The sequence below is a fragment of the Streptomyces sp. Je 1-332 genome (assembly GCF_040730185.1).
Classification (GTDB): domain Bacteria; phylum Actinomycetota; class Actinomycetes; order Streptomycetales; family Streptomycetaceae; genus Streptomyces.
In genome coordinates this window covers 6,253,218-6,271,571 of the sequence record NZ_CP160402.1, presented here as the reverse complement: position 1 = coordinate 6,271,571, position 18,354 = coordinate 6,253,218, and the positions used below count along the sequence as shown (strand labels likewise).

Below are 18,354 nucleotides of genomic sequence, written 5' to 3'. Positions count from 1 at the left end.
ACTTGGCCGACCGTTGCTGCAAGGTGGGGCAGGAGATGTTTGCTCAGGTTGGGCAGCGGGACGCGGCCAGGAATACTGGAGTGATGGACGCGGGTGGGTACGCGGCGTGGGCCGCTGCGGTGACGAGTGCCGCCACGTTGGTGGTGACGACGGTCGTCGGGGGACGGAGGGAGAAACGTCAATGGGCGCGCGACGCCCTGACGGACGCGTTCGTCGCGTTCCTAGCGGCGAGTTGGCAGCATTCCGACCTCGCGAAGGTGTCGGCGACGCCGCCTGACATCTCATCGGCCGAGGCGATGGACGCGCAGTACGGCGAGATGCGCAATCAGCTGACGCGGCTGCGTCTGCTGTCGCCCCCCGACGTGGTGCGCGCCGGCGAGGCGCTCCTTCGTCTTCAGCGCCGAGTGAAGGACGCGGGGTCCGCGTCCGGGCGAGCGGAGGCGCTGGCAGCGGCGTCAACAGGGCGCCACGACATGGTGTCCGCGGCCCAGAAGGCGATGGGACTCCGCCGACCGTGGGGGCTGCGGAGCTCCTCCACCCCTCCCGGTCTGCCGGAACCCCGGCAACCCTCCGATTCCGCGAGGACGCGCGCCGACGAGATCTCGTAGCACGTACGTCGGCGCGCGGACCGCGGGGCAGCGGGGCAGCGGGCTCGGAACCATCCCGGTCCTTCTGGGGTCGGGAGGTGAGCGCCGAACGACCGCCGCATACGTAAGTTCGCTTCTCGCCGAGGAATAGCACTTCCCGACCAGACTCCTTGGGGTCTATAACGGACCAGTAGCTCTGCGGCGCCGCCACACCGGGAGCGCGGGGCACCTAAGGAACTCAAGCCCCACCTTGACGCTCGGCCACGCAGCCCGGGGAGCCTGCGAGGTGCCGCCCGGATGCCGACGACCTCCACCTCGCCCCCACGACGACCCGCGTCGGTAAGCGGGGCCCCTTCACCTCGCTGGGCTAGCTGCGCAGGACTGTGACGGGGGCCTCGGCGCACTCCCGTATCCCGTTTTCGATGCGCGACGCGTCACCGACCGCCACAGTTGCCACGGGGTGCGGCGGGAAGGCGGAGCGCAGCGCCGCCGACGCCTCCGCCGCAGTGACCTCCGCCGCCCGTGGGAACACGTCGCTGAGATCCGTCGGGTCGCGCCCGTCGAGCACCATCATGGCGATCTCCTCGGCGACGTTGGCGGGGACGAGGTAGCGCAAAGGAGCCGCGTCGACGATCTGTGCGAGCGCGGCCCGGTGCTCGGCATCAGTGAGGCCCTCCCGCGCCAACGCGCCCAGGATCGTCCCGATGTCTGTAAGGGCCGCGCTGGTGACGGAAGTCTCCACCGCGCCCGTCACCACCGCCAGACAGTGGTCGACCACCCCGACCAGCCGGCTGTGGAAACCGTACGTGTAGCCCTTCCGCTCGCGCAGCACCCTGTCGAGACGTGCGTTGACCGAGCCGCCCAGGCAATGGTTGCCGATCAGCATCGCGTCCCAGGCCGGGTCCGCGGCACCTGGCGCGACCCTGCCTAGCACGAGTCGCGTCTGGACCGCGCCCGGCCGGTCGACCAGGACGACACCCGGCACTTCGGGGACCGGTGGAGTCTGCGGCACCGCAACGACGTACGGATCGCCCTCCCAGCCGCCGAGGACCCTGTGCAGCATCGCCTCGACATCGAACCGGGCCAGGTCCCCGGCGACGACCACGGTGGTCGCTCCCGGCCGGGCGTACTGTGCGTGGAAATCGACCACGGTGTCCCGGTCCACCCGCAGCACGGACTCGGCGTCACCGAGCGCGGGCCGGGAACGCCGATCCCGGCAGTCGAAGAGGGCGCGGTGTATTTCGAGGGACGCCCGACGCTCGGGATCCGCGAGATGGCGCCGGTGGGCGGCGGCCTGCGACCTGGCCAGCCGGCTGATCGCCCGGTGCGGGAACAGCGGCTCGCGCAACGCGGCCACCACCAGGCAGAGGGCTCGTTCGGCCAGGGTGCCGGGGACGTCGAGAGTGACACGCATGCCCGCGTGCTCCGCCCCCGCCCCCAGGGTGGCCCCGCAATGCTCCAGCTCCTGGATGAAGTCGAGCGAGGCCAGTGCCGGGGTGCCCTCCGCGAGGGCCCTGGTCGTGATGCCCATGATGCCTTCCAGCTCACGCGGTTCGACCGCGAGGGGGACACCGATGACGATCTCGATGCTCAGCACCTCCTGACCAGGCCGGTGGCAGGTGTGCAGGGTGAGGCCGTTGGCCAGCTCGGCGTGGTGGACGGTGGGAAACCGCCAGGGCTTGGCCCGCAGCAGGGCAGGGCGGGGCGGACGGGGTCGTGCCGGGAGCGCCGGAACGGTGGCAGATTCGGGATTCACAGGGGTGCTCCGTCCTCGTACTGCTCGTACGTCAGGACCGCACGGTTCCCCGGCGTGAGGTACGTGGAAGCCGCGCTACGCACCTCGTCGATGGTGATCGCCGAAAGCCGCTCCAGCCGTCCGTCGACCCCGGCCGCGTTTCCGAGGTACGCCTCCTGGGCGCACAACTCCTCGGCCCGGCTGCCGGGATGGGCGAGCCGGTCCAGCCAGTCGCGGCGCAGTTGCGCCTGGGCACCCTTCAGCGCCGTTGCGGTCACGCCCGTCCCGACGAGCCGCTCCGTCTCCTCGTCCACCGTCTTCTCGACCAGGGCGAGATCGGCTCCGGGGAGGGCACGCACGTCGAGCCTGCACAGGGAGGGTGCCGCGTACAGCGGCATCAACGAGGCCCTGGCCCGGTGCGCGAGCTGGTCGCCGCGCACCAGCCGGTGATGGAGCCCCCTGCTGCTCATGCCGCCGAGGAGGGTGACCGCCAGGTCGGCGGCCTCCCCGGCCGGTTCGCCGTGCGGGGGAAGCTGGTACGCGGCCATGAAGGCCGGGGCAGGCACCCTCTCGGCACTGCGCCGCCGCGCCTCGGCCGGTGGCCGCGCACATCCGGGCCGCGCCGCCGGGGTGACCTCGGCCGGGGGTGGCGGCAGATGCCCGAAATGGCGTTCCACCAGTGCGGCCACCGCATCGGGATCGACGTCGCCGACCACGCAGAGCAGTGCCCGGTCCGGCCGGTAGTGGCGGCGGAAGAAGGCACGGCAGTCGTCTTCCGTCACGGTCGCCAGGTCCTCGGGGCGTCCCGCGGGCAGGTCGCGAAAGGGGAGCCCCGGAGGGAAGGACATGGTGAGGAGCTGTTCCCAGCCCGTCCCGTACGCCACGTTGTCGTAACGCTCGCGGCGTTCGTTGAGGACGACGTCGCGCTGGTTGTCGAGGCTCTCGGGGCCGAGGGCGTCCAGCATGCCGCCCAGTCGGTCCGCCTCCAGCCACAGCACCAGTTCCAGCATTCCCGCCGGGACGACCGAGTAGAAGGTGGTGCGTTCGAAGCCCGTGGAGGCATTGGTGAATCCTCCGCAGTCCTCAATAGCCGCGGTGTGCCCGTTCGCCGGGACGTGCGTCGAGCCCTGGAACATCAAGTGCTCGAAGAGGTGGGCCAGTCCCGTCTTTCCGGCGGGGTCGTCGCGGGAACCGACCGGGAGCCAGAGGCAGACGGACACGACCGGAGCCGTGTCATCCCTGGAGACGATCAGCCTCAGTCCGCCCGGAAGCGTACGGACTTCAGGGTTCAAGGGCACGTGCGGCTCCTGTCGTGGGTCGGTTCCGCTCGGCTCAGACGCTCCTGCCGGTTCCTTCGCCTGGTTCGGTGTCCGCCTCGTCCGCCGTAAGCGTGTCGTCGTCGGATTCGTCGTCGGGCAGGGTGATGAGCCTGCGCACGGGGCTGAGCAGAGGCCAGAGCGCCGAGGCGGACAGGCCGATGGAGGCCGTCACCATCACCTCGACCAGGCCGAACCGGGTGCCGAGCCAGCCGCCGAGGAGCGCGCCGACCGGTTGGACGCCCCAGCTGATGAAGCGCGTAGAGGCGGTGACCCGGCCCAGCAGGTGGTCTGGTACGAGCGTCTGCTTGACGGTGTCGCTGATGACGAGGTTGACCACGACCGCGAAGGTGTAGACGAACGTCGAGACGGACACCAGCACGACGGCGAGCGCCCGCCCGGTACCCGCCGAGAGCGGCACCAGGACCGCGGCCAGCCCCGGGACGGCGTACACCACGATCAGCGCGGGCCCCTGGCCGAGCTTCCGGGTGAGGAAGGGGGTGCAGGAGGCACCGACCAGTCCGGCGACACCTCCCGCCATGCTGGTGGCGCCCAGCAGACCGGGGCTGAAGTCGAGGACTCGCAGGAGGAACAGGACGTTCACCGCGAAGAACATCGAGTGGAAGATGTTGAAGTGCGCGGCGGCGAGCGTCATCGGTCGCTGAACGGGGTCGTGACGCAATACGCGCAGCCCCTTGAGGACCTGCGCGCGGTGGGTCTCCTGAGGCGGGACGGCAGGCGCTTCCCGCTGTTCCCCCACGGACGCGGGCACGGGCACGGGCACGGTCTCGGCCCGCGCGGGTCGGGTCTCGTGTGCGGGCCCGACGGTCCTGTCGGACGCGGCGGTTCCGTCCGTGCCCTTGTCCGCCTTGACCGCCTTGACCTCCTCGGCGTCCTCCGCCGGGTCGGCCGGATCCTCCGAGGGCGGGGCCTTCGGGAGGCGGGACAGCGTCGCGTAGCTGACCAGATAGCTGACGCTGTCGACGATCAGGGCGATCGGTGCGCTCACGATCTGCACGAGGAGGCCGGCGAGGCCCGGCCCCGCGACCATGCCAACCGAAGCGCTGCCTTCCATCCACGAGTTGGCCCGCTCCAGCTGGCTCCGCGGCAGCAGCCTGGGCAGGTACGCGGACATGGCGCTGTCGAACAGCAGGCTCAGCGCTCCGACGAGGAAGACGACGGCGTACAGCGCTCCCATGGTGAGCAGATCCAGCCAGAACAGCACCGGAACGATCAGCACGAGCACACTGCGCGCCAGGTTCGCGACCAGCATGATGCGTCGGCGTTCGTACCGGTCCGCCCACACTCCGGCCGAGAGCCCCAGCAGCAGTACGGCCGCCGACTCGGCGGCTTCAAGTAGGCCCATTTGCCATGGAGTTGCGGCCAGAGTGGTCACGGCGATGATGCCCATAGCCATGAAGGTGATCTCGGTCCCGACGAGCGAGACGGATTCTCCCGTCCACAGGCGCAGGAACCCGGTGCCCTTGAAGGGCTTCTGCTTCTTGGCCGCACGAGGCTTCTCGGCCGCACGAGGTTTCTCGGCCTGTGGTTCGGCTATCAGATCGTCTGACACGTGCACGTACTCTCTGTGGTGTGAGTGATGCGCTGTCGTGCGAAGTCCAGTGCCGCCCGCCGACCCACGGTGGGACACCTCTCACCGCACAGGAACTGGATCATGTCATGCGCGAGCATGGCCGCGACAGCGGTATTGCTGGGGCCGAAGGAGAAGGGAGCGGGGTCCGCCGAGTGGTCCTCGATCAGGCGCTCCCGTGCGGTCAGTGCCGCCCGCCGGTCCCGCTCGAAACAGGTCCAGCAGCCGCCGTGGGCCGGATCGACGAGCGGACCCCAGAAGCCCACCCCCACGCCAACGGCCCCCATGGTGAACGGGGTTCCCGTTCCGGACGCCCAGCGCGCGACCGTGTCCGGGAGCCCGGGAGGCGAATCCGCGGCGATGATCAGCAGGTCGAGACTCCGGCGAGGACCGAACACCGCCTCCAGGCCGGCCACGTCGGTGATCCGCCGCCGATGGGTGGTGACGTCCACGTCCGGACGCATCGTCCGCAGGTACCGGGCCAGTGTGTCGGCCTTGGGGCTGCCCACGTCCGACGGACCGTACGTGAACTGCCGATTGAGGTTGTGCCGGGCCACCGTGTCGTGGTCGACGAGACGGAAAGTGCAGATCCCGGCGGCCACCAGGTGCTGGGCCACGATCCCGCCCAGTCCGCCCAGTCCGAGGATGCCCACTCGGGCGGACAACAGCCGACGCTGCGCGGCGGCCGTGTCCGGGGTGAACAGGCCCAGGTAATCCAGCTGCCGCTGGTACGTCTCGCCCGCGAACTCGCCCAGCGCGTCGCGGGGTTCGGACGTCAGCCAGCCGAGGGCGTCGAGCTCCGTGAGCAGGGCGGTGGCCTCCTTCCGCCCCCAGGCATCGGCCAGCGCCTCGGCGTCGGTGCCCCGGCGCAGGCTCCGCAGGGCGTCGCGCAGCGGAGCCTGGAGGGTGGCCCCCTGGATGCGCAGGAGACGGTCCCCCAGGCTCAACAGCGTCTCCCGCGCGGTCTCCTGGACGGCCACCGCAGGGATCAGCCGTACCGTACCGCGCCGTTCCCGGGTCAGCTCTCCTCCAGGTGTTGCGCCATGGCGATGGTGTACCGGCCGACCCGGTCACCGCTGAAGGGTTCGACCCAGTGCCAGCAGTCCTCGCGGATCGGGATGATGGAAAGGCTGTTGAAGAGCGGTGCGGCACGGAACTCCTCGCCCCGTCCGTTGCGGTAGCCCAGCCGTCCGCCGTGCTCGGCCCGGTAGCCCTCGTCGAGATAGAAGTTGACGGCGAACACCCGCCCCGGCATGAGGTCCTGGTGGTCGCCGAGCCCGTCGGAGTTCCGGTAGGCGGCCAGTTCCATGGCGGTGCGCTTGCGCAGGCGCAGGCCCGTTCCGGCCCTCAACCAGTCCCGGAAGGTGTCGGAAAGGACGGCGAAGACGAAGAACTCCTCCAGAGTCCGGCGGTGTTCCGGCGGCAGGACGCCGTCGGCGAAGAGTTCGTGGATGTCGGGGACCCGGAACTGGGACGCGGTGGCGTCCGTCGCCGTGTCCGCCTCCTCTCCCCAGTACTCGGTCGGCTCCTGGCCCTTCTCGATCAAGGAGGCGTGCCGCGCCCAGGTGGGTACGGCACGCAGCGCGGCGGAGAGCCGCGTGGCCAGCTCCGGCACCAGGAAGTCGGTGAGGTGCAGCGGCGTGGCGTGTTCCGCTCCGTACCAGTCGCGTACGGAGCCCAAGGCCGCTTCGGTGAGGTGGGCGTGGGCGATGTGCCGGGCGGCGGCTGTCGGGACGGCCGCAGGCTGCTGGAGGGTCTCACCCGTGGTCATGGTTCTCCTCGGTCGTCGAATCGGTCGTCGGACGCGTCCCGGACGTTCGCGATGTTGAGTACGGGGTACGGGCAGGTTGGAGGCGGAGGCTCACGCGACGAGGGCCCTCGCCGGAGCGGCCGTCAGCAACCGCGACTCGATCAGCGCCGTCAGCACCTGGTGTGCCGCCGCCTCCCCGAACACCTCGGTCAGCTCCCGCAGTGAGAGGGGCGATCCGCTCAGCCACGGCGTCAGGCGCGATGCCACGGCGGCCGGCAGGACGGTCCTCTCGCGCCGCAGCACCTGAGTGACCAGCAGTTCATGGCCGCGTGGCAGGACGTCGAGGTGGCCGACGGCGAACCTGAACAGCTGGTCATCGTCCGGCAGTTCGGACAGGAAGCCTGGACCCGTCTCCCGCATGTGCCCGGAGCCGTGCCGGATCGCGAAGTCTTGGTAGGTGCGGTGGACCCGACCGCGTTCCTCGTCGGTCATGGCGGGGTCGATGTTGCCCAGGTGGTTCAGTGCGTACTGGGCCTGGTTCGCGAGACCCGACGCGTTCTCCGCGACGACCAGGCCGAACTTCTCCGGGTTGCGGCCCACTTCGGAGGACCGGGTGGCTTCGAAGGGGAAGATGGAGAACGCCTCCACGCACTCCGCGACCTGGGAGATGTCGTCCAGAGCCTCCATTGCCTCGGTCAGTGTCGTGGAGGGCAGGTCGGGGATGAGGTTGATCCGCAGGTTCACTCCCGCCCGGTGCGCGTCCCGGATGAAGCGGAGGTTCTCCTCTCGGTCGGCGGACTTGTGGACCAGCTTCAGCACACGCGTGTTGGTGGTCTCCATGCCGATGACGAGGAACGCGCAGCCGGCCCGGGCCATGAGTTCGAGGGTCTCGGCGTCGAACCGCCGGTCCACCATGGCGAACGAGCTCCAGGAGATGTTCAGCCCCCGGTCCAGCACTTCCTGGGAGAAACGGCGGGAGAAGGCCGGCGGGATGGACTCGGTGATCAGCTCGAACTGTCGGACGCCGTGGGTGTCGACCTGGTGCTCGATTTCCGCGACGAAGGACTTCACTGACCTGCCCCGGTAGGCGGGGCTTCCGTCGTACTGCTCGACGAAGTCGCAGTAGTCGCACTTGCCCCAGTAGCAGCCGCGCGCCTGCACGATGCCGAGTTCGGCGTCGGCGAGACGGCCCAGCAGTTGCGGGTCGTACTCCGCGGGCGGCAGTACGTTCGGGTGGAGGCCCGGCCCCGGAGAGGCGTGCACGACACCGTTCTCGCCGGTCAGAGCGGAGACGCCCGGCACCAGCGTCGGCTGCCAGGCGCCACCGGGCGCAACCTGCTTGCACAATGTGGCGAGGGGGAGTTCACCGTCGTAACGGACGACCGCGTCGATCTGCCGGTGCACGGTCAGCAGGGTGGTCAGCAGTTCATCGTCCATCAGCGACACCGTCGGGCCGCCGAGCACGACCTTGATGTCGGGTCTCACGCGCTTGACCTCGCGGGCCAGGATCAGCCCGGGGACGAGCTGCGGACCCATCGGCAGGGAGATCCCGAAGAGGGCGGCGTCCGCCGGGATGCGAGCGGCGAGGTCGAGGCTGTCGAAGTAGCGGCGATACACCAGAGTGCGGTCCGAGTCGAGCAGGCAGGGGTCGCTCAGCCACTCCGGTTCCGGGTCGATGAGGTAGGGCCGGGCAAGCGCGGTGAGCAGGTACGCGGGTCCGGTCACCGAAGCGAAGTCGTGACGTCCCTCCGCATCGAACAGTTGGTCACGGCCCTCCTTCAGCCAGCGGCCCGCGACGGCGCTCATCTCCTCGACGAAGTCGCCCTCGATCCCGGTCGGACGGCCCTGCCCGGCGGCCTCCAGGTGTGCGGGCTCCAGCAGGTGCAGGGCGAACTCCTCATTGAGGTCCCACTGGTGGGAGCCGACGCCGCGGCTGGTGAGGAAGCCGCCGAGCACTGCGAGGGACGGGAAGTAGCGGCCGAAGCTGAGCTCGACGAGCGGCGGGAAGCTCAGGACGACGGAGTACGGGGCACCCGCCGCCGCTCCGGGCCGGGCGGGCAGCTCGGGCATTCCGAGCAACACGGGGGCCTCAGGCATGCCGGACCGCCTTCTCCGCCGTCTCGTCCCGATCCGCCGTCGGCGTCGCGGCGATGCTCACCGTGTGGCGGCCGACGCTGTCGCGGCGCCACGGGGAGACCCAGTGCACGCAGCCTCGGCGGATCGGCATCACGGAGAGGCTGTTGTACCGCGCGGGCATCAGGAACTCCTCACCCTCCTCGTTGCGAAAGCCCAGTACGCCGCCGTCGCTCTGCTTGTAGGCCTCGTCCAGGTAGAGGTTGAGGACGAAGAGGGTGTCGGAGCCCGTGTCGGAGTGTTCGCCCAGGTAGTCGTCCGTCCCGTAACGGGCGAACTCCACATTGGTGGTGATCGGTGCGCCGGGCGCTATCCACTGGGCCAGCAGGTCCACCAGCACCGGCCCCATGCCCGCGAAGACGAAGAAGTCGGAGAGGGCCGCGCGGTGCCCGGCAGGGAAGGTGGAGCCATCGTCGAACAATTTTGGTATGTCCTGGGCGACTTGGCGCACCGCAGCCCGGCGGCGGGATGGCGCGTCGCGGAACTCCTCCAGGGCCACCGGGGTCGTCTCCAGGAGCGCGTCGTCCCAGAGCACAGGGCTGCGGGTCCACCGCGGCATCGCCCGGAGGGCGCCGGCGAGCCGGGCGGCCTGCCCGGCGGGCAGGAACCCGTCCAGGTGGACCGGTCGGGCGGGCTTCCCGGTCAACAGGCGCCGCAGGGAGGCCAGTTCCGCGGGGGCGCGCAGGACAGGCAGATACGGTGAGGCGTGGTGCACGCCCGTCTGGCTCATGTGGATGCCGCCCTTCGTGCGGTCGGGATCGAGGTACGGGGAAGACAAGTGCTCAACGGGTCGGTGCGCCCCTGGGCGCCGCGCCCCGGGCCCAGGCGTTCCAGTCCCACGAGCCCGCAGGGCGGGACGTCCGGAGCGGGCAGCCCGGTCCGGCGGAGTGTGACGCTGTTGGCCCGGAAGAGCGGTACGACAGGAGCCCGCCGCAGCACGACCTCCTCGGCCTCCCGCCACGCGTCGTCGCCGCCCGCGCCCCGAGGGGTCCGTAACGCCCGCTCCAGCGCCGTGTCGATCGCCGGGTCGCACAGGCCGAGGGCGCGCGCGCCCGAGGTGGCACTGTGCAGGGGGGTGAGCAGAGCGGCCGGGTGGGCGAAGGGGGCCGGGCTGATGCAGTGCAGTAGTTCGTAGTCGACGGCGACGACCGCGGCGGCGAACGCTGCGAACTCCAGGGGCCGCAGCCGGACACGGTGCCCGAAGCGGCTCTCGACGTCGCGTGCGAGGGCACGCGCCACCACGTCGTTCGGCGGGAAGTCGGCGTAGGTCAAGGTGAGTTCGGCACGCGAACCCCGAGGGGCCCGCAGGGGAACGGCCTCGTCGCTCACTGCGACCGGCCGCGCCTCAGGTGCGGCCCCGGACCACAGCTGCCGGTAGTTGTGCAACGGCAGTACGGTGCCCGACAGGGCGGCACTGACCGTCTCGCGGTCCCAGCCCGCACTGAAAGCGGCACGCCCCTCGGGGGTGGCGAGCAGGGAGTCGATGCCCGGCCTGACCCACAGCCGGCCGGCGAGGGCCAGCGGGCGGACCTTGGCGTCGGCGCGCTCCGCCAGCGCCGCGAACATCGAGGGCTCCAGGCCGGTACTGAAACACACGTCCAGCTCACCCGCGTCGAACGCGGCGACGGCGTCGGTCCGCTCCCCGTACACCTGGAAGACGAGCCGCTCGGCGGCGGCCGGGTGGGCGCGGGACCTGCGGGACGGGGCGCGAAGCAATTCGATCCTGCCGCGCCGACGGTCGGCCCGCACGGGCCGGTAGGGGCCGCTGGCAGTCCAGCCCGCCCCGTCCGTCTCGCGCACCGGGGCGGCCCCGGGAAAGGCGAGGAGCTCGGGCAGATAGGGCAGAGGGATCGGCGAGACCACCTCGACGAAGGCACCGCCCGCGTCCTCCCGCACACCGATCCGCGGCCTCGCCACGGTGTCGGGCAGGGTGAACGCGGTGGGCCCCCAAGCCCGGTGCACCCCGGCCGCGATGTCGACGGGCAGCACCGGCGATCCGTCGCCCCAGGTCTGGCCCGGCGCGGCACGCAGCCGCCACGAGTACCCGTCGTCCTCGCTCTCCAGAGACTCCAGCGCGGCGGGCACGGCCCGTTGCGCGCCCTGTACCGAGGGTTGCTCGCGGGTGAGCGGGTCCGTCAGCGCATCGAGCACCAGGCCCTGGTTGAAGTCCACGACGTGATAGGGGTCGAGGCTGAGTGGCCAGTCGTCGAGATCCACGGTGAGCTGCCTGTCGGAGCTCCCGTCCGTACCGGACGACCGACGGTCCGGCGTTGCTGCCACCAGGTCCCCCCCGGATCGGTGCGAAGTTGTGCCGGGCCCTTCGCGGCAGGGCACCGCCGTCACGAGTGGCCGACGCCCTGCCGCTGCCGCATCAGGTGCGGACGCGACCGCCGAGGAACTCGTTCAGCAGTTCGCGCTTGAAGACCAGGCCATCGGTCTCCAGCTCCGGCCGGAGCGTGTCGCTCTCGTGCTGCACCTCGGCGAACTCGTCGTTCGCGGGACGCTGAGCCTCGGAATCCATGCATTTCCCCTCTCGACGGTTGACAGGGGCGACCACGTGCAATAGAACGCGGAGCGCCCGCTATCCATCATTTACCAGGGCTATACGCCCCGATTACCGTGCGTCCCGACTGTCACACAGTCGGCTCACACTCCGCAAGACTGTGTATGAGAGGTTGACTTTGGCGATTGCGATGCGTCGACGAAGGGGTGTGCAGGAGTGGGATTCATCGAAGTGTCCGACCTCCAGTATGGGATGGCCGACGGTCGAGTGCTGTTCCAAGAGGCCTCGTTCAAGGTGGGCGAGGGGGAGAAGGCCGCCCTGATCGGCGCCAACGGGACAGGGAAGACGACTCTCTTGCGCCTGGCCGTAGGAGAGTTGGCCGCGCAGGCGGGGACGGTGCGTATTACGGGCGGCCTGGGGGTGATGCCGCAATTCATAGGTTCCATACGCGATTCGACCTCGGTCGTTGAATTCCTTGCTTCGCTGACGTCGAAAGAAGTGGAAGAAGCGTTCTCTCGTATCGAAAAAACGGAATTGGAACTTTTGGAGAGCGATGACGAGCCGACTCAGATGGCATACGCGGAAGCGCTTTCAGATTGGGCCGAGGTTGGTGGCTATGATGCCGAAGTGGAATGGGATCGAGTGACTTCCGCGGCCCTTGGTCTCCCGTTCGACAAGGCGAAATACCGACGGTTGAGCACCCTTTCCGGCGGTGAGCAGAAAAAGCTGGCGCTCGAAGCGCTGTTCCGGAGCAAGGCCCACGTCCTGCTGCTGGACGAGCCGGACAACTACCTCGACGTACCCGGGAAGCGGTGGCTGGAGCGGATGATGGCCGCCTCCCGCAAGACCATCCTGTACGTCAGCCACGACCGCGAACTCCTGTCGGCCACGGCCACCCGCGTCGTCACCCTGGAGGCGGGCACCGTCTGGGTCCACGGTGGCGGGTTCGCCACGTACGACGCGGCCCGCGCGGCCCGCCTGGAACGCCTCGCCGAACTGCATCGCCGCTGGACCGAGGAACACCAGCACCTCCAGGAGTTGGTCCGCACGCTCCAGCAGCAGGCGAAGGCGTCCGCTTCCATGTCCGGGAAATACCACGCGCTCCAGACTCGATTGAAGCGCTTCGAGGAACTGGGGCCGCCGCCGGAGCGCCCCGTCGCGCAGAATGTGCGGATGCGATTGCGGGGCAGCCGCACCGGAATGCGCGCGGTACGCTGCGAATCACTCGAACTCACGGGCCTTACACGGCCGTTCGACACGGAGATCTATTTCGGCGAACGCGTTGCCGTCCTCGGCGCCAACGGCTCCGGAAAGTCCCATCTGCTGCGCCTTCTCGCCGCAGGAGGAAGCGAACAGGACCTCCTCGATCCCACCAGGCATGGCGCCCCTGTCAGCCATACGGGCACCGCGCGGCTCGGCGCCCGCGTCCGGCCCGGCTGGTTCGCCCAGACCCAGTCCCGGCCCGATCTCCACGACCGCACGCTCGTCGAGATCCTGGGGCGCGGCGACGGCGACCGGGAGGGCTGCGACCGAGGCCCGGCGGTCTCCGCCCTGCGTCGGTACGAACTCCAGGCCCATGCCGACCAGACCTTCGGCTCACTCTCCGGCGGGCAGCAGGCCAGGTTCCAGATCCTGCTGCTCGAACTCCAGGGATCCACCCTGCTGTTGCTCGACGAGCCCACGGACAACCTGGACCTGCACAGCGCGGAGGCACTGGAGATCGCACTGGAACGCTTCGAGGGCACCGTCGTCGCGGTCACCCATGACCGCTGGTTCGCCAAGGGCTTCGACCGCTTCCTGGTCCTGGAGGCGGACGGCCGGGTCCAGGAGGCCACCGAACCTTACTGGGGCGAATGACGTCCGCCCCTCGCCCGGGAAACACCCAGGGCCCGCCTCTCCCTAGGGCTTGTGTGACAGGGCCTGCGTGATGTCGTGATCAGTTTCTCGGCTTCTGTCCTCGCTGGATGGAACCCGGTAGGACTGGGGTCGTGACACGCAGGCAACTGACCGATGCCCAGTGGCAGTTCATCGGGCCGTACCTGCCGATCGGCAGGTACGGCCCATACCCGGAGCGGTTGCGGGAGCAGTTCGAGGGTGTGATCTGGCGGTTCAGGTCCAGTACCCAGTAGCGGGAGATGCCTGCCGAGTTCGGCCCCTGGACCACCATCTACGGACGCTTCCGCTTCTGGCGGGTCGCCGCCGTCTTCACGCGCTGCTGGAAGGCCTGATTGCCGAGGGTGCCCGCCGGGGAAGAACAGACTTGTCGCTGGTCAGTCTGGATTCCACAACGGTCCGCGCCGACCACGACGCCGCAGGAATGCCTGTCAGCAAGCACCTCGGCGTTCGCTTGCCTGTCGGCTGCCCCCGTACGGGGCCCGGCGCGGTTGCCGCGGACAAGGCCTACTCGTCCCACGGCAACCGCGCCTACCTGCGCAGACGCGGTATCAAGGCCCTCATCCAGGAAAAGCGGGACCTGACCGCCAGCCGGAAAGGGCGCACGAGGCGGACGACCCGACAGTCATGGTCCCGACCTCTTACAAGGAGCGGAAGAGGGTCGAGCGCCTGATCAACAAGTGAAGGCCGGGCGCGGCATACCCACCCGCCATGATGCGTCATCGGAAACACGGCATCAGGGGCAACTTGGACTCATGGTCAACGTGCATTGCGTGCACCATGGGCACTACGTGCGATCTCTTGACGCACGTGCCGGCCCAGGAGGTCGCCTTATAGCATTAGAAATGCCATACTCGCATCATGACTGACGACGACAGCGACTTCTTCCCCGGCGATGGCCCCAGCAGCGGGATCTCCGTCTCTCTCACCGCCGGCACCCTGCAGGCCATTCGCGAGCGGGTAGGCAAGCGCGGCGTATCCGCGTACCTGGAGAAGGCCGCCCAACGCCAGATCGAGCGCGACAACCTGGACGAGCTGATCGCTGACTTCGACCAGGCCAACGGTCCGGCCGACTCGGAGGCCGTGGCCGCCAAGCGGGCCAAGCTCACGAGAACCACCCCCGCTTCCGACACCGGGGCTGCTGCGTGAGCGGCGCCCTCGTCCTCGACAGTGAGGGCCTGGCCAAGGCCGTTCAACGCGACCGAGAGGTCCACGAGTGGCTCACCGCCGCCCGTGACGCCGACCTGCCCGTCCTCACCTCCGCCGCAGTGCTCGTCGAAGTGATCCACCCGAAGATCAACGACGCTGCGCTGAAATGGACGCTGTCCCGGCTCCGGGTCGAGCCCGTCACTCAAGCCATCGCCCAGTCGGCGGCGACGCTACTGCGCACAGCCGGACTGCACGGCCACAAATACGCCATCGACGCCATGCTCTGCGCCACCGCCCTAGCCCAGCCTGGACGCGTCACGATCCTGACCTCGGACGTCGAAGACATCGCCATGCTCAGCGCCGACCACTCCCGGATCGCGACGGAGAAGGTCTGACGCAGTCGAGGCCAGCGCCACCCCTGCCCGTACCCCCAACGCCGCTGGCTCACCCGACGTCGCATCCTCCCGACACTCGAGCGCGCCCAGCACGCTCGCACCGGCCTAGACCACGCATTTCTGCCCGGCCTGGAGACACTCGATGGCCAACCGCCAGGCCCTGTCGACCCCCGGTCTCTCCCGAACGACGCCACGGGCACCACGCCGCCCAAGCCGCACTCGCCTGCACCCCCCGGCCCACGGGCCCGGCGTCGTCACGGCCCGACCTGCAGCCCTGGTGGCGTTGCGCCAATCCTGGGAACGCACCCGCGAGGCATCAATGAGCAACATCGCACAGTAGGGGGTCGAGTGCGCGTCACTTGAACGAGCGTCAGCTGCAGGTGGCGCGGTGGGTCGGGCATGGCTGCCCTGATGGCGCGTGGGAGGGAGAGCCGCACAAGCTCAGCTGCCAGGCGCTACAGAGCCGAGGGCTGGTCAAGGTCTCCAAGGGGACAGGCCAGTGGTCCGCGACGCTCACGACCTCCGGCCAGCATTTCCTCGACCACGGCAGTTATCCCCCCGACAAGCCTCGTGCCAGAGGTACCGCTCCAGTCCAAAAAGCTGCCCCGCAGTCAGCGGCCGTATCCGGCGGCCACAAGGCCAGCGAGCAGGTAGCCGCGCCGCCACCTCCGCCGAACCCCAACTCTGGGTCTCGCAAGAGGAAGAAGACCGTCACGGAGCAGCTCCTGGAAGAGCTTGCCGAAGCGGGCGGCCGGATCATCTCCCTCCGCCCATGGGGCTGACCAAGTCCGTGCAGAACCGAGCTTGCCGACTCATCCATGCCCTACTCACCGCAACACAGAGGGCGGGGGGCACAGCATCACGATCGGCACAGCGAATGTAGTGCCACTGCCGCATCGTCGGCGAAGCGGACCACCTCACTTCACCATCGCGGCACAGAGCCAGAAATGCGAATTCCTCGTCCTGCAGGAACAGCATCGGGTCGAGCACGTCCCCACGAAAAAGGAACTCTCGGACGCCAAGAATTACTCCTGGTCCAAGCCCCCTCGCTACGACTACTCCCCCGCTGACCGCCTGAGGATCTGTCTCAACGGCGGGCAGCCTCGCCGGGCCGGCGGGCGGCCGATACGGCCGCGCGCCCTCTTGAGGACCAGCTCGCCGAGATTGTGCAGGAGGTCGACCTCCGTGGCCAGGCAGCCGAACGGAAGCGTCTGGCCGACCTGGAGGAAGCACAGCAGAAGCGCCTGCGATGGGAGGCCGCGAAGCGGCAGCAACGATCGAATACACGGAGGCATGCCGCGTCCGCCATCTCGAAGCACAGCACGCGGCATGGAGGCGGGCAGCGGGCCTGGTCGAATACATCGGCGAACTCCGACTCCACGCAGAGTGTTTGCCGCCCGGACCGGCCAAGGACTACGCCGAGGCATGGATCGCGTGGGCCGAAGGACACGCGCAACGCCTGGACCCGCTCGACGGTTCACCGTTGCTACCGGAAATCCCCGAGCCTCGCGCCGAGGGCCTCAAGCCATTCATGCGCGGCTTGAGCCCCTACGGACCCACCTATTCAACGTCCACTCCACCCGGCGGCCGGCGCGCCCGCCGCCGTCAGCGACGGCGGAACCAGCCCGATTCTCGTCAAGTTTCCGCAAAGCCAGACCTCGAAAACTGCACCTACCGCCCAGCGTGACCTGAACGATCAACCACCTGACGCTCCATCAGAACGAGCGTCATTTGAGCGTCACGAGCGTCGTTTCAGCGACAAGATATCGCCCGTAACGCCCACAGCGCACATAATGCACTCTCAGCGAAACAGCAGGTCAGGCGCCCTTTTCGGCAGGCTCAAGGATCGCGACGCACTCCACATGATGCGTCATCGGAAACAGATCAAACGCCCGCAACGACCGCACCCGATACCCCCCATCCCGGAAGTACCCCAAGTCCCGTGCCAGCGCGGCCGGGTCGCAGGCCACGTACGCGATGCGGCGCGCGCCCAGCTTCGTCAGGTGGCGGACCGTCTGCTTGCCCGCGCCCGCGCGCGGGGGGTCGAGGACGATCAGGTCGACCTCTGTGATGCCCGTGCGCGGCAGGGTGGCCTCGACCTTGCCCTGTTCGATGCGGACGCGGTCGAAGGCCGCCAGGTTGTGGCGGGCGTCCTCGACCGCTCGCTTGCCGGACTCGATACCGAGGACCGCGCCCTTGTCGCCGACCCGGTCGGCGATCGCGCCCGCGAAGAGGCCCACTCCGCAGTAGAGGTCCAGGGCCGTGTCGCCCTTGCGGGGCGTGAGGCCCTGCATCACGGCGAGCATCAGCGTCTCGGCCGCCTTCGGGTGGACCTGCCAGAAGCCGCCGTTGCCGACGCGGTACGTGCGGCCGTCGGCGCGCTCGCGCACGAAGGGGCGGCCGTGGACCCGGTGGACACCGCCGTCCTGTTCGGCGACCCGGAGGACCGAGACCGGCTTGTCCAGTTCCACGAGGGGCAGGCGTGCGCCCGGCTTCGGTTCCAGGATTACCTGGCGGTCCTGGGAGCCTGTCGCCGCGATCGCCTCCACCGACGCCATGCCGGACCAGTCGTGCTTCTCGATGCCCAGCTCGGAGACCCCGGGAGCGGCGATCATGCAGTGCTCGATGGGCTCGACCTCGTGCGAGCGGTGGCGGCGCAGGCCCGCGTTGCCGTCGGGGTCGATCGCGTACTGGACGCGGGTGCGCCAGGACGGGACCTCGCCCGGGGGCAGCTTGTCGCCTTCGGCCGGGACGACCGTGCCGTCCCAGCCCGCCTCCTCGGGGGTCAGTCCTGCCAGGCGCTGGAGCTGCTCCGTGATGACCTCGCCCTTGAGGCGGCGCTGCGCCCCCGGCTTCGCGTGCTGCCAGTCGCAGCCGCCGCAGCGGCCGGGGCCCGCGTACGGGCAGGGGGCCTCGACGCGGTCCTTGGACGCGTCGAGGACCGTCACCGCGTCGGCGCGCAGGAAGCGGCTCTCCTCGTCGCCGTCCGTCACGCGCGCGATGACCTTCTCGCCGGGCAGCGTGTGCCGTACGAAGAGCACGCGGCCCTCCGCCGTGCGGGCCACGCAGTGGCCGCCGTGGGCGACCGGGCCCACCTCGACCTCGTACTCCTTGCCGATGAGCGAGGCCGCCTGCGAGCCCTGCGCCTGCGAGCCCTCCGCGCGCGAGTCCTCCGGTGCGTTCCCCGCCTGCGATTTCTTCGGTTCTGCCTGCATGGCGGGGTGACTCCACTACGTAAGGGGGATCGGCCGAAAGGAAACGGCCGGACAACAGCCCACCAGTCTACGTGGGTGTGGTCCGGC

14 protein-coding genes and 1 pseudogene are annotated in these 18,354 nt (G+C 69.5%); 5 read left to right on the top strand and 10 right to left on the bottom strand.

Annotated features, from left to right (window positions below; translation table 11 throughout):
• The first annotated feature begins 35 nt into the window (after window positions 1-35).
• Window positions 36-608 carry a hypothetical protein gene (locus ABXJ52_RS28380; protein WP_367045608.1) on the top strand — a complete coding sequence of 191 codons (573 nt, stop codon included), beginning with the start codon at window positions 36-38 and terminating at the stop codon, window positions 606-608.
• A gap of 346 nt (window positions 609-954) precedes the next feature.
• Here ABXJ52_RS28380 and ABXJ52_RS28375 read toward each other — a convergent pair whose 3' ends face one another.
• The 9 genes from ABXJ52_RS28375 to ABXJ52_RS28335 all read right to left on the bottom strand — a co-directional run bounded on the left by ABXJ52_RS28375 (window position 955) and on the right by ABXJ52_RS28335 (window position 11,633).
• A complete protein-coding gene (locus tag ABXJ52_RS28375) occupies window positions 955-2,343 on the bottom strand; it encodes a pitrilysin family protein (RefSeq protein ID WP_367045605.1) in 1,389 nt (462 codons plus the stop codon).
• Window positions 2,340-3,620 carry a pitrilysin family protein gene (locus tag ABXJ52_RS28370; RefSeq protein ID WP_367045603.1) on the bottom strand — a complete coding sequence of 427 codons (1,281 nt, stop codon included), beginning with the start codon at window positions 3,618-3,620 and terminating at the stop codon, window positions 2,340-2,342. The genes ABXJ52_RS28375 and ABXJ52_RS28370 overlap by 4 nt, the downstream gene beginning before the upstream one ends.
• Window positions 3,621-3,654: 34 nt before the next feature.
• A complete protein-coding gene (locus tag ABXJ52_RS28365; RefSeq protein ID WP_367045602.1) occupies window positions 3,655-5,211 on the bottom strand; it encodes an MFS transporter in 1,557 nt (518 codons plus the stop codon).
• Window positions 5,196-6,209 carry a ThiF family adenylyltransferase gene (locus ABXJ52_RS28360; RefSeq protein ID WP_367045601.1) on the bottom strand — a complete coding sequence of 338 codons (1,014 nt, stop codon included), beginning with the start codon at window positions 6,207-6,209 and terminating at the stop codon, window positions 5,196-5,198. The genes ABXJ52_RS28365 and ABXJ52_RS28360 overlap by 16 nt, the downstream gene beginning before the upstream one ends.
• A gap of 38 nt (window positions 6,210-6,247) precedes the next feature.
• Entirely contained in the window at window positions 6,248-7,000 is a 753-nt protein-coding gene (locus tag ABXJ52_RS28355) for a 2OG-Fe(II) oxygenase (protein WP_367045599.1), read from the bottom strand.
• A 90-nt stretch (window positions 7,001-7,090) separates the two neighbouring features.
• A complete protein-coding gene (locus ABXJ52_RS28350) occupies window positions 7,091-9,076 on the bottom strand; it encodes a radical SAM protein (protein ID WP_367045598.1) in 1,986 nt (661 codons plus the stop codon).
• On the bottom strand, window positions 9,069-9,842 hold the full coding sequence (locus ABXJ52_RS28345) for a 2OG-Fe(II) oxygenase (RefSeq protein ID WP_367045596.1): 774 nt from the start codon (window positions 9,840-9,842) through the stop codon (window positions 9,069-9,071). Before ABXJ52_RS28345 ends, ABXJ52_RS28350 begins: the two co-directional genes overlap by 8 nt.
• A complete protein-coding gene (locus ABXJ52_RS28340) occupies window positions 9,839-11,392 on the bottom strand; it encodes an ABC transporter substrate-binding protein (protein ID WP_367045594.1) in 1,554 nt (517 codons plus the stop codon). The genes ABXJ52_RS28345 and ABXJ52_RS28340 overlap by 4 nt, the downstream gene beginning before the upstream one ends.
• A 91-nt stretch (window positions 11,393-11,483) precedes the next feature.
• Window positions 11,484-11,633, bottom strand: coding sequence for a hypothetical protein (locus ABXJ52_RS28335; RefSeq protein ID WP_367045592.1), 150 nt, complete (start codon window positions 11,631-11,633; stop codon window positions 11,484-11,486).
• A 198-nt stretch (window positions 11,634-11,831) separates the two neighbouring features.
• Between ABXJ52_RS28335 and ABXJ52_RS28330 the strand changes: the two genes are divergently transcribed.
• The 4 genes and pseudogenes from ABXJ52_RS28330 to ABXJ52_RS28315 all read left to right on the top strand — a co-directional run bounded on the left by ABXJ52_RS28330 (window position 11,832) and on the right by ABXJ52_RS28315 (window position 15,052).
• Window positions 11,832-13,472 (top strand): ATP-binding cassette domain-containing protein, encoded by a 1,641-nt coding sequence (locus tag ABXJ52_RS28330; RefSeq protein ID WP_367045591.1) that lies wholly within the window; start codon window positions 11,832-11,834, stop codon window positions 13,470-13,472.
• 131 nt (window positions 13,473-13,603) lie between these two features.
• Window positions 13,604-14,239, top strand: a pseudogene (locus ABXJ52_RS28325) (transposase); the annotation flags it as partial.
• 130 nt (window positions 14,240-14,369) lie between these two features.
• The gene (locus ABXJ52_RS28320) at window positions 14,370-14,657 is read left to right on the top strand and encodes a hypothetical protein (protein WP_367045589.1); all 288 of its coding nucleotides are present in this window, start codon (window positions 14,370-14,372) and stop codon (window positions 14,655-14,657) included.
• A complete protein-coding gene (locus ABXJ52_RS28315) occupies window positions 14,654-15,052 on the top strand; it encodes a PIN domain-containing protein (RefSeq protein WP_367045588.1) in 399 nt (132 codons plus the stop codon). The genes ABXJ52_RS28320 and ABXJ52_RS28315 overlap by 4 nt, the downstream gene beginning before the upstream one ends.
• A 1,817-nt stretch (window positions 15,053-16,869) precedes the next feature.
• On the opposite strand, the gene ABXJ52_RS28310 is transcribed toward ABXJ52_RS28315, so the two are convergent.
• Window positions 16,870-18,267: a class I SAM-dependent RNA methyltransferase gene (locus ABXJ52_RS28310; protein WP_367045587.1), complete on the bottom strand. Its 1,398-nt coding sequence runs from the start codon at window positions 18,265-18,267 to the stop codon at window positions 16,870-16,872.
• Window positions 18,268-18,354: the final 87 nt, after the last annotated feature.